Consider the following 14,255-nt stretch of genomic DNA (forward strand, 5'->3'; position numbering starts at 1 on the left):
CTATCCTCACCTGGTGAATATCACTAAGGAGTGGTTAATTTCATCATGACCGGATACAAAGACAACTTACTGGGTGAAGCGAACAGTTTTCTTGAAGTGCTTGAACAGGTTTCGCGCCTGGCACCTCTCAATAAACCGGTGCTCATTATCGGCGAGCGCGGTACGGGTAAGGAACTGATAGCCAACCGTCTCCACTATTTATCCGGGCGCTGGGATGGGCCATTTATTTCCCTTAACTGCGCGGCGTTGAATGAGAATCTGCTCGACACTGAACTCTTTGGTCATGAAGCGGGCGCGTTTACCGGTGCACAAAAACGCCATCCCGGACGGTTCGAGCGTGCAGATGGCGGCACACTGTTCCTCGATGAACTGGCGACAGCCCCAATGCTGGTTCAGGAAAAGCTGCTGCGCGTCATTGAATATGGCGAGCTGGAGCGCGTCGGCGGAAGCCAGCCGCTGCAGGTTAACGTGCGTCTGGTCTGCGCGACCAACGCCAATCTGCCGGAAATGGTGGCGGAAGATAAATTTCGCGCAGACCTGCTCGACAGGCTGGCGTTTGACGTCGTACAACTGCCGCCGCTGCGTGAAAGGCGCAGCGACATCATGCTGCTGGCAGAGCAGTTTGCCATCCAGATGTGCCGTGAGCTGGGTCTGCCTCTTTTCCCCGGCTTCAGCGATTACGCCACAGAAACCCTGCTCGGCTACCCGTGGCCGGGGAATATTCGTGAACTGAAAAACGTGGTAGAGCGTTCGGTTTATCGCCACGGCAGCAGCGAAACCGAACTGGACAACATTATTCTCGACCCGTTTAAGCGCAACGCTCGGCCCGCTGTTGTGCCTGTCGATAACACTGACGCGCCGTCTCTGCCGCTCGATTTGCGTCAATTTCAGCATAAGCAGGAACAGCAGTTACTGGAACAGAGCCTCCAGCAGGCGAAATATAACCAGAAACAGGCGGCTGATTTGCTGGGTCTGACCTACCATCAATTAAGGGCATTGCTCAAAAAGCATCAAATGCGCTGACATTATCAGCACTTATCTGCAGACATTTTTACGAAGCAGGTGTAAGTGCGATACACTTTGCAGATCGAACCTAAAAACCTTAAAAATTATGCGTCTGGTTTTATCGTCCTTGTTGGCACTCGGTCTGTTCAGCAACCTGGCTGTTGCTGCGCCTGAGCGATCTGAGCTCCCTGATATTCGCGATAGCGGATTTGTCTATTGCGTCAGCGGGCAAGTTGATACCTTTAACCCGCAAAAAGCGGGTAGCGGCCTGATTGTCGATACGCTGGCAGCACAGCTGTACGATCGTCTGCTTGATGTTGATCCGTATACCTACCGCCTGGTGCCAGAGCTTGCTGAGAGCTGGGAAGTGCTGGATAACGGCGCAACCTACCGTTTCCATCTCCGCGATGATGTCGACTTCCAGCGCACGCCATGGTTTACCCCCACCCGCAAACTGAACGCGGATGACGTGGTGTTTACCTTCCAGCGCATCTTTGACCGTCACCATCCGTGGCATAACGTTAATGGCGGAAACTTCCCCTATTTCGACAGTCTGCAGTTTGCCGATACCGTCAAAAGCGTGCGCAAGCTGGATAACCGGACGGTGGAGTTCCGGCTGGTTCGCCCGGATGCCTCTTTTCTCTGGCATCTGGCAACACACTATGCGTCAGTGATGTCGGCAGAATACGCGGCTACGTTGACGAAAAAAGATCGCCAGGAACTGCTCGACCGCCAGCCTGTCGGCACGGGCCCGTTCCAGCTTGCAGAGTATCGTGCCGGGCAGTTTATTCGCCTGCAGCGTCACGAACATTTCTGGCGCGGCACGCCGCTGATGCCCCAGGTGGTTGTTGATCTGGGCTCTGGCGGTACAGGACGTCTTTCGAAGCTGTTAACCGGTGAGTGCGATGTGCTTGCCTGGCCAGCAGCCAGCCAGCTGACCATTCTGCGTGACGATCCGCGTCTGCGCCTGACATTGCGTCCGGGGATGAACATTGCCTATCTGGCGTTCAACACCGACAAACCGCCGCTGAACAATCCTGCCGTTCGCCACGCGCTGGCGTTAGCGATCAATAACCAGCGTCTGATGCAGTCGATTTACTACGGTACCGCAGAAACGGCGGCTTCTATTTTACCGAGAGCCTCCTGGGCCTACGACGGCGAAGCTAAAATTACGGAATACAATCCGGCGAAAGCGCGCGAACAGCTCAAGGCTCTGGGAGCGGAAAACCTGACGCTGCAACTCTGGGTGCCGACCAGTTCACAGGCGTGGAACCCAAGCCCGCTGAAAACAGCGGAACTGTTGCAGGCCGATATGGCGCAGGTGGGCGTTAAAGTGATCATCGTCCCTGTCGAAGGTCGTTTCCAGGAGGCTCGCCTGATGGATATGAACCATGATTTGACGCTGGCGGGCTGGTCTACCGACAGTAACGACCCGGACAGCTTCTTCCGCCCCTTGCTCAGCTGCGCCGCGATTAACTCGCAGACCAACTACGCGCACTGGTGTCATCGGGAATTTGATGCCGTGTTACAAAAAGCGCTCGCCTCACAGCAGCTTGCGTCGCGTATAGAAGCGTACGATGAAGCTCAGGATATTCTGGCTCGGGAACTCCCGGTGCTCCCGCTGGCCTCATCCCTGCGTTTGCAGGCCTATCGGTACGATATTAAAGGGCTGGTACTGAGTCCGTTTGGCAACGCCTCCTTCGCAGGGGTCACTCGTGAAAAAGAGCAAGAGGTGAAGAAACCATGATCATATTTACCTTGCGCCGTCTGCTGTTGCTGCTGGTTACGCTGTTCTTTTTGACCTTCGTGGGCTTTAGCCTGAGCTATTTCACGCCCCACGCCCCGCTTCAGGGATCGTCACTGTGGGATGCGTGGCTGTTCTGGTTTAACGGCGTACTGCACTGGGACTTCGGGGTTTCCAGCATTAACGGACAGCTGATTTCAGAACAGTTGAAAGAGGTTTTCCCGGCGACCATGGAGCTGTGCATCCTGGCGTTTGGCTTTGCTTTGATGGTGGGCATTCCCGTGGGGATGCTGGCGGGCATTTATCGCAATAAATGGCAGGATAAATTTATCAGCGCCATTGCCCTGCTCGGCTTCTCAATCCCGGTATTTTGGCTGGCGCTGCTGCTCACCCTCTTCTTCTCTCTGACGCTGGGCTGGCTGCCGGTTTCCGGGCGATTCGATCTGCTTTATACGGTTAAAACGGTGAGCGGGTTTGCCATCATCGATGCATGGCTTTCGGATTCGGTCTGGCGCGATGAGATGATCATGAGTGCGCTGCGTCATATGGTGCTGCCGGTTCTGACTTTAGCCGTTGCGCCTACCACCGAAGTGATCCGCCTGATGCGCATCAGCACCATTGAGGTGTTCGATCAAAACTACGTCAAAGCTGCCGCCACGCGCGGGCTGTCGCGTCTGACTATTCTGCGTCGCCATGTGCTGCACAATGCGCTGCCGCCGGTTATTCCCCGCCTGGGATTACAATTCTCTACCATGCTCACGCTGGCGATGATCACGGAGATGGTCTTTAGCTGGCCGGGTCTGGGGCGCTGGATGATCAACGCCATTCGCCAGCAGGATTACGCAGCGATCTCCGCCGGTGTGATGGTGATTGGCTCACTGGTGATTATTGTGAACGTTCTTTCCGATATTTTGGGTGCCATGGCCAACCCTCTGAAGCATAAGGAATGGTATGCCTTACGATAGCGTATACAGTGAAAAGCGCACGCCCGGTGCGCTACGTACCGTGTGGCGTAAATTCTATGGTGACACCACGGCAATGATCGGCCTTTACGGCTGCGCTGGCCTGGCCTTGCTGTGCGTGTTGGGTTCGTGGTTTGCACCGTATGGCATCGATCAGCAGTTCCTCGGCTATCAACTTTTGCCGCCTTCGTGGTCCCGCTATGGTGAAGTCTCCTTCTTCCTCGGGACTGACGATCTTGGACGTGACGTGTTAAGCCGTCTTCTGAGCGGCGCGGCCCCGACGGTGGGCGGTGCGTTTGTGGTGACGCTGGCGGCCACGATCTGCGGCCTGGCGCTGGGCATTTTTGCAGGCTCTACTCACGGCCTGCGTTCGGCGGTGCTGAACCACATTCTGGATACCCTGCTCTCTATTCCGTCTTTGCTGCTTGCCATTATTGTCGTGGCGTTCGCTGGGCCACATCTGTCACACGCGATGTTTGCCGTCTGGCTGGCGATCCTGCCGCGCCTGGTTCGCTCGGTATACAGCCTGGTGCATGACGAACTGGAAAAAGAGTACGTTGTCGCGGCCCGTCTGGACGGCGCGACCACGTTTAATATTTTGTGGTTTGCCGTATTGCCGAACATTGCTGCCGGACTGGTCACAGAGATCACCCGCGCCCTGTCGATGGCTATCCTGGACATCGCCGCGCTGGGTTTCCTCGACCTGGGGGCGCAACTGCCCTCCCCTGAATGGGGTGCAATGCTCGGTGATGCCCTGGAGCTTATCTATGTCGCACCCTGGACGGTCATGCTGCCAGGGGCGGCCATTATGGTGAGCGTACTGCTGGTCAACCTGCTGGGCGACGGCATTCGCCGTGCGATTAATGCGGGGGTGGAATAATGCCGTTACTTGATATCCGCAACCTGACCATCGAATTCAAGACCGGTGAAGGCTGGGTGAAGGCCGTGGACCGCATCAGCATCACGCTTGCTGAAGGCGAAATCCGCGGGCTGGTGGGAGAATCTGGCTCCGGTAAGAGCTTGATCGCCAAAGCCATCTGCGGCGTGGCGAAGGACAACTGGCGCGTCACCGCTGACCGCATGCGCTTTGATGATATCGACCTGCTGCGCCTCTCCCCTCGGGAACGCCGCAAGCTGGTGGGTCATAACGTATCGATGATTTTCCAGGAGCCGCAATCCTGTCTTGACCCGTCCGAGCGCGTGGGTAAACAGCTGATGCAGAACATCCCCGGCTGGACCTATAAAGGACGCTGGTGGCAGCGTTTTGGCTGGCGCAAGCGCCGTGCCATTGAGCTACTGCACCGTGTGGGGATTAAAGATCACAAAGACGCGATGCGCAGCTTCCCTTACGAACTGACCGACGGCGAATGTCAAAAAGTGATGATTGCCATCGCGCTGGCAAACCAGCCGCGCCTGCTGATTGCCGATGAACCCACAAACGCGATGGAGCCCACCACGCAGGCGCAAATTTTCCGCCTGCTGACGCGTCTTAATCAGAACAATAACACCACCATTTTGCTGATCAGCCATGACCTGCAGATGCTGAGCAAATGGGCGGATAAAATTGACGTGATGTATTGCGGTCAGACGGTCGAAACTGCCGTCAGTGAAGATCTGGTGAATACACCGCATCATCCATACACCCAGGCTCTGATCCGCGCGATACCGGATTTCGGTAGCGCGATGCCGCATAAAAGCCGTCTGAATACCTTGCCGGGTGCCATTCCCCTGCTGGAGTCGTTGCCTATTGGCTGCCGTCTGGGGCCACGTTGTCCCTACGCTCAGCGTAAATGCATTGAGACGCCGCGTCTCACAGGGGCGAAAAGCCACCTGTACGCCTGTCATTTCCCGCTGAACATGGAGAGAGAGTGAAATGGTCGAAACCTTACTGGAAGTTCGTAACCTGAGTAAGACCTTTCGCTACCGCACAGGGCTCTTTCATCGCCAGACCGTAGAGGCGGTTAAGCCGCTGAGCTTCACACTGCGCGAGAAACAGACGCTGGCGATCATTGGCGAGAACGGGTCCGGAAAATCCACGCTGGCGAAAATGCTGGCGGGCATGGTTGAGCCAACCGATGGCGAAGTGCTGATTGACGATCACCCGCTAAAATTTGGTGACTACTCTTTCCGCAGCCAGCGCATCCGCATGATCTTTCAGGATCCGTCTACTTCCCTCAATCCGCGCCAGCGAATTTCGCAGATCCTGGATTTCCCGCTGCGGTTGAATACCGACCTGGAGCCTGAAGCCCGGCGTAAACGCATCGTCGAAACGCTGCGTTTAGTTGGACTGCTTCCCGATCATGTGAGCTACTACCCGCACATGCTTGCACCGGGTCAGAAACAACGTCTGGGGCTGGCACGCGCGTTGATTCTGCGTCCAAAGGTGATTATTGCCGATGAAGCCCTTGCCTCGCTGGATATGTCGATGCGTTCGCAGTTAATTAACCTGATGCTGGAATTACAGGAAAAACAGGGTATCTCTTATATCTACGTGACCCAGCATCTTGGCATGATGAAACACATCAGCGACCAGGTCATGGTGATGCACCAGGGTGAAGTTGTCGAACGAGGAAGTACGGCTGATGTGCTGGCCTCTCCGCTGCACGATTTGACGAAACGGCTCATCGCCGGGCATTTCGGTGAAGCATTGACCGCCGATGCGTGGAGAAAAGATCGATAAGCACGAGATAGACGCCCCTGAGGCGGCACTGAACTAAATTACTCAGCTGAATTAAGGATTAAATAGTTTGCATACGCTATTTAATCCTTTGCTTTTTCGTCTCCACTCCTGCTCCATATTTCACACAAAATAAATCAATAGTTCCCCTCCAGAATACCCATAAATTACGGAGGAGAAGAAATGAATAACGCCACTTACGTTCTCAAATACACTGAATATCTAATAAGAAAATGCCGCTCTTTTTTAATCACAGATCTGCATTTCCATACTACCAGGCTTAAAAAAGCCTCAGGGAGAATCCCAGACATTCAATCACCCACTACGTTGAGTGAAAAAATATGTCATCGTCTGGTCTATGATCATAATAACCTCTACACGATGCTCGCCGATAAACTCGCCGTTCGGGCATACGTTTCCTCCAGAACAAAACGAGTGAAAACGGTGCCATTAATTGGCGTTTATTCCCGAGCGTCGCAGATTGATTTTTCAGTACTCCCTGACAAATTCGTCCTTAAGTGCAACCATGACAGCGGCAGCACAATAATATGTACAAACAAAGCGCAATTTAACTATAAGGAAGCGTGTAAAAAACTGAGCCTCGCGTTAAAGAAAAACTTGTACTACACCACGCGCGAATGGCAATACAAAAACATTACGCCGAGTATACTTTGCGAGCCGTTTGTCGATCTCTTCGATGATGCTGACAGGAATACAACGCCCGAAATGCTGAGGATCCATTGCTTTCATGGCGTTGCCCACTATGTAGAAGCGGATTTCACGGATGATAACGGCAAAGGGTTTATCAACGTTTATGACAGGCACTGGAACTTACAACCCTTCCGGATGGAATATCCAAATACTTCAGCAGATCCTGGCGAACCGGTCTTGTTCCGACAGGCGTTGTTGGCCTCTCAGGAGCTGGCGGATGGAATTGACTACTGCCGCGTTGACCTTATGCTAAAAAAAGATGAAATCTATTTCAGTGAAATAACCTTAAGCCCGAGACGCGGTAAACTGACGATTACCCCGCAGGAATGGGATGCTAAGTTAGGAAAAATATGGCATTTATCGCCGGCAGGCGTATTTGACCTGCCGCTGAAACTCACGCGTCGGACCAGGTGAGTTTAAATATCGAGTGGTTTTGCGTCGATAAGGTATAGGTAACATCGCCACCATGCGCCAGCATGATGGCTTTTACCACCGACAGGCCCAAACCACAGCCTTCCGGGTTCAAATGTCTGGCGCCATTATCGCGCTGAAAGGGCTGAAACAGGAAATCATGAAACTCCCTGGGGATGCCCGGTCCGCCGTCCTGAATAAGGATATAATTGCCTTTATCCGAAACGCCATTTTTCACGATGAGCGTGCGCGAGGTTGAATAATGTAAGGCATTGTCAAATAAAACGGTCAGACACTGATTGATGCGTAACGGATCGAATACGCATTGCTGCTCCCTCAGGTCTGTATTAACGGTAAATGCCTTACGGTTAAACTCGGGCATGAATGTATCGAGTGCATCCTGTATTGTTCCTTTTAGATCCATTCTGGACTGGCATAACGTGTATCCCGCTCCGCCACCCGAACTGATCACCCGGAGATCCTCAATCAGACGGGTTAACCCTTCCGTCTGTTTGAGAAGATTATTAAACAGTACCGGGTCTGGGGTAAAAACACCGTCAACCAACCCCTGAAGCCGTCCGCGTAAGATCGTGACCGGCGTTCTCAGCTCATGCGCAATAGCGGCATTCCAGGATTTCCGCTGAATATCCAGCGTCTGTAATTTTTCCGCCATTTCATTGAAATCCGTCACCAGGTGATTGATCTCACCAAGCCGGGAACTGGTACAAAATGCCCGGGCGTCCAAATCGCCCTGAGAAATCTTTTTCAGGCTGGACGCTACTGCGTTAAGCGGGGTGAGTATTCGCGATGAAAGTTTGACCGTGAAAAAGAGTGCAATAATCAGACTGATCGTTGTCGCGGTCCCAATCCATACCCAGTCCCACATCGTCATCTGCTCGTCATCGCCCGCAGCAGCGCCACCCGGGAGATGATCCAGAATAAAGGAGTAAAAAAACCAGGAGCCCAGTATGGCGATGGCAATGATCGTAAACGTCAGCAACAGCATATACGTTAAGATCTGACGGCTCAGGACAGACTCTTTGTTCATTTCTTTTCCCCAAGCCGGTAGCCCATGCCTCTGATGCTCTCCGGAACACCATACAGACCGGCAAGCTCCAGTTTTTTTCGCAACTTGCTCATATGGCTGTCGACCGTTCTGTCGAGCGTATCCCCTTCCGGCAGACACGCGTTGAGTAACTCTTCGCGGGAACAAACCTTTCGTGGATATCTCACCAGCCAGGTGAGTAATTTAAATTCGGTCGTCGTTAAAACCGGGGAGATAACCTCTTCGCCCACGGTGACTTCCACGTAAAAGTCATCCGGATAGACCGTAATAAATGACGTTCTGAGCGGCAGGGAACCCGCATGCTGAAGTGTGGGTTTCGTCCTGCGCAGCACCGCCTCAACCCGTGCGACAATTTCTGAAGGATTGAAGGGTTTGATCACGTAATCATCCGCGCCCAGTCTCAGCCCCATGAGTTTATCGACATCCTGATCGAGTGCGGAAACCATAATAACGGGGACAGAACTTTCCTGACGAAGCGTGGTAAGTACGCTCCAGCCGTCACATAGGGGCAGATGAATGTCCAGCAAGATGAGATCCGGCTTATGGAGGCGATTAAGCGTTATTGCCTGCTCGCCCTGGCTGGCTCTGAGCGTTTTCATTCCTGAACGCTCTAAGTAGCTCATCAGTATATCGGCGATTTCGTCTTCATCTTCAACAACAAGGATCAGCGTATTTTTGTGCATTTTATCTCCGCGGGTGAAATCCCTTTGAGCACGCTTACAGACATCTTTAGCACAATAAGACACAGTCTTCGGGAAAAAGTGCCGTGGTCACAAAATTTTCCGGGGTGGATTTCAATTCCCGGTTATTTCTCCACACAGCATACACATTCTGACAATAAAAACTCGACAATGCCTGTTCAAAATAGCTGTTCAGGCATATGCCGTCTTTTCATCGAACGTAACTAATTAATCCTGTCTCTTAAAGACATTCTGAAGTTGGCTGAGATAATGAACATGGAACTCTCTAAATATTTCCACCCTAAAAAAATCGGCATATATTCCCTGTTCCTGATGCTGTCCTGGGGATTATTATATATTTGGCTGGTGCTGATACACAGACTGGACGAAAAAGTCGCCTCGACGCTACCCTCCACCCCCATTATGTATGGCTGCATCGCACTGTCAGTGGTCTTTTTATCAATCCAAAACAAAGCTGGCGCGCTGACTGAACTTCTTGTCATCGCCTTCTGGTTAATGGTGATTTTTGTTTATCTCATTATTACGTTCACCGTGCTGTTAAATGCGATGCCCGACATCGAAGATCTGATCTTTTATTACGAGTGTTATTTGATTATTTTTTTTGGCGGAACTCCTCTGTACCTTATTATGAGAATGATTTGAATCTGAGCTCCACACATCCTCCACAAACCACCCATTTCCGCTAAACAGGCGCGCGGTAGACTCTCCACCTCATTTTTTTGCACAAAAATAATACACTCAAAAAGTCTGACACGACTTACCCATAATGATGAATCCTAATAATAATCTCCGTTCTTCGGAATCTGCCGGTGTGATGCACTCGCTTAAAAAACTCGCGATACGGCACCGGAAAAAACTGGTTGTCACTTTCTTGCTGGTGGTGGCCGAAAACGTGACGTTTTTACTTTATCCCGTTCTGGCAGGTATCGCGATAAATGCCATCCTCGCAGGTGAGACGCTTAACGCCGCGCTGTATGGCCTGATGGTACTTTGTATGTGGTTCATCGGCGCGGCCAGACGGAGCGTAGACACCCGCACGTTTGCACGCATTTATGCCGGACTTGCGGTATCCGTCGTCCTGGCACAGCGCAAATACCAGCTAAACCATTCGGCAATCGCCGCCAGAGTCACGCTCTCGCGCGAATATGTGGATTTCTTTGAAATGCACCTTCCCCTGCTGATTACATCGCTGAGTTCCCTTTTGGGTGCTGCAATCATGTTGCTATTTATTGAATGTTGGGCCGGCGTCATGTGCTTTGCGATTGTACTTATCCTGCTCGGATTTGTCTCCGGATATGCCCGTAAAAATGAATGGCTATTCATGCGCCTGAATAATCGGCTGGAAAAAGAAGTGGATTATGTTCATAAGGCGGGTACGTCCACCCTTCACCGACATTACTCCACGCTTGCGCGTTTACGTATCGCATTATCTGACCGCGAGGCGTGGGGTTATTTGTGGGTTGGCGTACTTGTTGCCGTGCTTTTTACGCTGACCATCGTCTGGATGACGCGCTCAACCGGCATCACCGCCGGACATATCTATTCCGTGATGACCTACATGTGGATGTTCGCGACGAGTCTGGATGACGCACCACAGCTTCTTGAGAAGTTTTCGCAGCTCAGGGACATCGGTAAACGCGTTTCCACTGATGATGAAATTCACGTAACGGGACGTTAATTTAATGCCTCATTTTTTTATTGAACGCCCCGTTTTTGCCTGGGTAGTGGCGCTTTTTATCGTTCTGGCGGGACTTCTGTCTATTCCCCGTTTACCGATTTCGCAGTATCCGGCGGTGGCACCGCCGGGAATCATTATTTCCGTCAGTTACCCGGGGGCCAGCCCCGATATCATGAATACGTCGGTGGTTTCGTTAATAGAACGCGAAATCTCTGGAGTCGATAACTTGCTCTATTTCGAATCATCCAGTGACACAACCGGTTCAGCATCAATTACCGTCACGTTTAAACCAGGCACGGACATCAAGCTGGCGCAGATGGACCTGCAGAATCAGATTAAGATCGTCGAGCCTCGTCTACCTCAGGCGGTAAGACAAAACGGCATTAACGTCGAGGCCGCTAATTCTGGCTTTTTAATGATGGTGGGGCTGAAATCCACGACAGGTCAATTTGAAGAAGCCGATTTAAGCGACTATTTTGCCAGAAACGTCAGTGACGAGCTTCGTCGCGTGCCCGGCGTAGGGAAAGTTCAGCTGTTTGGCGGCGAAAAAGCGCTGCGTATCTGGTTGGATCCCATGAAGCTCCACAGCTATGGGCTCTCGGTAAGTGATGTTCTTACCGCTGTTGGCCAGCAAAATGCCCTGGTTTCGCCCGGTAAAACGGGAGACGAGCCCGCATCTGAAGGGCAAGGGGTAACGTATCCCATCACCATAAAGGGACAGCTCTCCTCGGTCGAGGCGTTCAGGAATATCACCCTGAAAGCTGACGCATCCGGCGCCCGCCTGAAACTGTCCGACATTGCGCGGATTGAATCTGGCCTGCAAAGCTACGCCTTTGGTATCCGCGAAAATGGCGTGCCCGCAACGGCGGCGGCAATCCAGCTGTCGCCTGGCGCGAATGCAATGAGTACGGCTTCAGGCGTACGGGCGCGCATCGACGAGCTTTCCCGGGTGTTACCCGATGGAATGACGTTTACGATCCCTTTCGATACCGCGCCGTTTGTAAAACTTTCTATCATGAAAGTTGTTCAGACATTTGTGGAAGCGATGGTCCTCGTCTTCCTGGTTATGCTGCTGTTTCTGCACAAGATACGCTGTACGCTTATCCCGGCGATTGTTGCTCCCGTCGCACTTCTTGGCACCTTCACGGTGATGCTATTGAGCGGCTACTCCATCAATATTCTGACGATGTTCGGCATGGTGCTGGCGATAGGGATTATCGTGGATGATGCCATTGTGGTTGTAGAAAACGTTGAACGACTGATGGAGGAAAAAAGCCTGTCCCCGCGTGACGCCACGCGGCAAGCCATGCAGGAAATCACCCCGGCGATTATAGGCATCACGCTGGTGCTAACCGCGGTCTTTATCCCCATGGGGTTTGCTGAAGGATCCGTCGGGATTATCTACCGACAATTTTGTATTTCCATGGCGGTCTCCATACTGCTATCCGCGTTTCTTGCCCTGACGCTGACGCCTGCCCTGTGCGCAACGTTACTCAAGCCGCATAAGGCAGGAAAGAGCGGAGGTGGAAGATTCGCGGCCAAGTTTAACGCGCGCTTCCGTTCGCTCACGGCCTGTTACGAAGTCGGGCTGGGTGCTGTTCTGAAGCGAAGCGGACGTATGCTGTTCCTGTACGTTGCGCTTTGCGCTGCGCTGTTTTTGGGAATGTCTTCGTTACCGTCATCCTTTCTGCCGGACGAAGATCAAGGCTACTTTATGTCCTCAATCCAGCTGCCTTCTGATGCCACGATGCAGCGCACCCTCAACGTGGTTAAAAAGTTTGAAGAGGAAATTGCGGCCCGGCCGGATATTGAAAGCAACATAATGATCCTGGGGTTTGGGTTTTCAGGTTCGGGACCGAATTCGGCTATGGCCTTTACCACGCTGAAGGACTGGAAAAATCGGCAGGGCTCGACGGCTCAGGATGAAGCCGACCATATCCAGGCCAGCATGGCGAACGTGTCGGATGCCGTCACGATGAGCCTGCTCCCGCCGGCCATTTCGGATATGGGCACCTCCTCGGGGTTCACCTGGTACGTGCAGGACAGAGCAGGACTGGGCTACGAGGAGTTAAAGCGTGCTGCCGACGCGCTGGTCCTGCACGCTAATCAGCGCCCTGAACTGAGTGACGTCTACATAGACGGTCTGCCGGAAGGAACAAGCCTCGCGCTCCAGGTTGACAGAGAAAAGGCGGAAGCGATGGGCGTCTCATTTGATGAAATCAACCAGACGCTCTCCGTCACCCTGGGCTCAAATTACGTCAATGACTATACGAACAACGGCCGCGTTCAGCAGGTGATTATTCAGGCCGATGCGGCCTACCGAATGCAACCTGAGCAGATACTGACATTATCAGTGAAAAACCGGATGGGTCAGATGGTGCCGGTATCGACGTTTGCCACGCTTTCCTGGAACGTTGCGCCGCAGCAGTTGACGCGTTACCAGGGATATTCTGCTATTCGCATTACCGGAAATGCGGCCTCGGGAGAGTCCAGCGGCACCGCAATGAAGATTATGGAGAGTTTGTCCAGGGATTTACCTCAAGGCATGGCGGGCGAGTGGGCCGGGAGTTCATTACAGGAGCGAAAATCGGAGTCTCAGCTTCCGGGCCTTATCGTCCTGTCGATACTGGTCGTATTTATGGTACTCGCCGCCCTCTATGAGAGCTGGTCTATTCCTTTTGCGGTCATGCTGGTCGTTCCGCTGGGTCTCATCGGCGCGGTGATAGCGGTGTCTGTTGCCGGCATGACGAATGACGTTTTCTTCAAGGTCGGCCTGATTACGCTTATCGGCCTGTCAGCCAAGAACGCCATTCTGATTGTTGAATTTGCCAGGCAGCTCCATCGCCAGGGGCAGCCCCTGCTGGCGGCAACCATTCATGCCGCCAGCCAGCGCCTGCGCCCCATTCTGATGACCTCGTTAGCCTTTACTTTAGGGGTTGTTCCCTTGATGCTGGCCAGGGGGGCGAGCGACAGTACGCAGCATGCCATCGGTACCGGCGTATTTGGCGGCATGATCAGCGGTACGCTTCTCGCGATCTTCTTCGTACCCGTTTTCTTTATCGTCATTGCGCGTTTCGTCGACAACATCAGGAACGCGTGAATACCCTGGTGGGATCACGCTTCCTCTCTGGTTGGATGAGGCGAAGCTGTTGCCGGGTGATATACTGGACGAATGCTGAAATTTTGAGCCCCCGCGAGTCCGCGGTGCATTCTTCGGGGCAGGCGTCTTCGGAGAAGTGCGAGAAATATCGTGACACAAGGGGCTGTGAGTGGGCTATAATTTCGAGCTAATTTCGAATG

Annotated in this window: 12 protein-coding genes; 10 read left to right on the top strand and 2 right to left on the bottom strand. The window is 52.9% G+C overall.

Translation table 11 applies throughout. The features are described 5' to 3' along the window. Positions 1-45: 45 nt before the first annotated feature. The 7 genes from pspF (at position 46) to EXW94_RS05225 (ending at position 7,513) form a co-directional block, all read left to right on the top strand. Positions 46-1,023, top strand: a complete 978-nt coding sequence (pspF, locus tag EXW94_RS05195; RefSeq protein ID WP_174339667.1) for a phage shock protein operon transcriptional activator — start codon at positions 46-48, stop codon at positions 1,021-1,023. Between the two features lie 88 nt (positions 1,024-1,111). After that, a complete protein-coding gene (gene sapA / locus EXW94_RS05200; protein WP_174339668.1) occupies positions 1,112-2,752 on the top strand; it encodes an ABC transporter substrate-binding protein SapA in 1,641 nt (546 codons plus the stop codon). Beyond that, entirely contained in the window at positions 2,749-3,714 is a 966-nt protein-coding gene (gene sapB / locus EXW94_RS05205) for a putrescine export ABC transporter permease SapB (RefSeq protein WP_010431704.1), read from the top strand. The genes sapA and sapB overlap by 4 nt, the downstream gene beginning before the upstream one ends. Beyond that, positions 3,701-4,591 (top strand): putrescine export ABC transporter permease SapC, encoded by an 891-nt coding sequence (gene sapC / locus EXW94_RS05210; RefSeq protein WP_089600639.1) that lies wholly within the window; start codon positions 3,701-3,703, stop codon positions 4,589-4,591. The genes sapB and sapC overlap by 14 nt, the downstream gene beginning before the upstream one ends. Continuing rightward, complete coding sequence (gene sapD / locus EXW94_RS05215; RefSeq protein WP_089600637.1) at positions 4,591-5,583, top strand: putrescine export ABC transporter ATP-binding protein SapD; 993 nt, start codon at positions 4,591-4,593, stop codon at positions 5,581-5,583. The genes sapC and sapD overlap by 1 nt, the downstream gene beginning before the upstream one ends. A gap of 1 nt (position 5,584) precedes the next feature. Further along, positions 5,585-6,391, top strand: a complete 807-nt coding sequence (gene sapF, locus EXW94_RS05220; RefSeq protein WP_089600634.1) for a putrescine export ABC transporter ATP-binding protein SapF — start codon at positions 5,585-5,587, stop codon at positions 6,389-6,391. Positions 6,392-6,571: 180 nt separating this feature from the next. Then, on the top strand, positions 6,572-7,513 hold the full coding sequence (locus EXW94_RS05225) for an ATP-grasp fold amidoligase family protein (RefSeq protein WP_174339669.1): 942 nt from the start codon (positions 6,572-6,574) through the stop codon (positions 7,511-7,513). Here EXW94_RS05225 and EXW94_RS05230 read toward each other — a convergent pair. After that, positions 7,494-8,558: an ATP-binding protein gene (locus tag EXW94_RS05230; protein ID WP_174339670.1), complete on the bottom strand. Its 1,065-nt coding sequence runs from the start codon at positions 8,556-8,558 to the stop codon at positions 7,494-7,496. The genes EXW94_RS05225 and EXW94_RS05230 overlap by 20 nt on opposite strands. Further along, positions 8,555-9,259, bottom strand: coding sequence for a response regulator (locus EXW94_RS05235; RefSeq protein ID WP_174339671.1), 705 nt, complete (start codon positions 9,257-9,259; stop codon positions 8,555-8,557). The genes EXW94_RS05230 and EXW94_RS05235 overlap by 4 nt, the downstream gene beginning before the upstream one ends. Positions 9,260-9,532: 273 nt before the next feature. Between EXW94_RS05235 and EXW94_RS05240 the strand changes: the two genes are divergently transcribed. The 3 genes from EXW94_RS05240 to EXW94_RS05250 all read left to right on the top strand — a co-directional run bounded on the left by EXW94_RS05240 (position 9,533) and on the right by EXW94_RS05250 (position 14,055). Next, positions 9,533-9,919, top strand: a complete 387-nt coding sequence (locus EXW94_RS05240; protein WP_174339672.1) for a transporter — start codon at positions 9,533-9,535, stop codon at positions 9,917-9,919. A gap of 124 nt (positions 9,920-10,043) precedes the next feature. Next, positions 10,044-10,955: an ABC transporter six-transmembrane domain-containing protein gene (locus tag EXW94_RS05245; RefSeq protein WP_375336638.1), complete on the top strand. Its 912-nt coding sequence runs from the start codon at positions 10,044-10,046 to the stop codon at positions 10,953-10,955. A 4-nt stretch (positions 10,956-10,959) separates the two neighbouring features. Continuing rightward, positions 10,960-14,055, top strand: a complete 3,096-nt coding sequence (locus tag EXW94_RS05250) for a multidrug efflux RND transporter permease subunit (protein WP_174339673.1) — start codon at positions 10,960-10,962, stop codon at positions 14,053-14,055. Positions 14,056-14,255 lie beyond the last annotated feature (200 nt).

This window comes from Enterobacter sp. JMULE2 (assembly GCF_013337145.1).
In the GTDB taxonomy this organism is placed as follows: Bacteria; Pseudomonadota; Gammaproteobacteria; order Enterobacterales; family Enterobacteriaceae; genus Enterobacter; species Enterobacter mori.

Bases quoted from the DNA above. Each gene is read 5' to 3' on its own strand.
- EXW94_RS05230 (WP_174339670.1), bottom strand. From the start codon at position 8,558: ATGAACAAAGAGTCTGTCCTGAGCCGTCAGATCTTAACGTATATGCTG.
- sapF (WP_089600634.1), top strand. From the start codon at position 5,585: ATGGTCGAAACCTTACTGGAAGTTCGTAACCTGAGTAAGACCTTTCGC.
- sapD (WP_089600637.1), top strand. From the start codon at position 4,591: ATGCCGTTACTTGATATCCGCAACCTGACCATCGAATTCAAGACCGGT.
- sapC (WP_089600639.1), top strand. From the start codon at position 3,701: ATGCCTTACGATAGCGTATACAGTGAAAAGCGCACGCCCGGTGCGCTA.
- EXW94_RS05235 (WP_174339671.1), bottom strand. From the start codon at position 9,259: ATGCACAAAAATACGCTGATCCTTGTTGTTGAAGATGAAGACGAAATC.
- EXW94_RS05245 (WP_375336638.1), top strand. From the start codon at position 10,044: ATGATGAATCCTAATAATAATCTCCGTTCTTCGGAATCTGCCGGTGTG.
- sapA (WP_174339668.1), top strand. From the start codon at position 1,112: ATGCGTCTGGTTTTATCGTCCTTGTTGGCACTCGGTCTGTTCAGCAAC.
- EXW94_RS05225 (WP_174339669.1), top strand. From the start codon at position 6,572: ATGAATAACGCCACTTACGTTCTCAAATACACTGAATATCTAATAAGA.
- EXW94_RS05250 (WP_174339673.1), top strand. From the start codon at position 10,960: ATGCCTCATTTTTTTATTGAACGCCCCGTTTTTGCCTGGGTAGTGGCG.
- pspF (WP_174339667.1), top strand. From the start codon at position 46: ATGACCGGATACAAAGACAACTTACTGGGTGAAGCGAACAGTTTTCTT.
- EXW94_RS05240 (WP_174339672.1), top strand. From the start codon at position 9,533: ATGGAACTCTCTAAATATTTCCACCCTAAAAAAATCGGCATATATTCC.
- sapB (WP_010431704.1), top strand. From the start codon at position 2,749: ATGATCATATTTACCTTGCGCCGTCTGCTGTTGCTGCTGGTTACGCTG.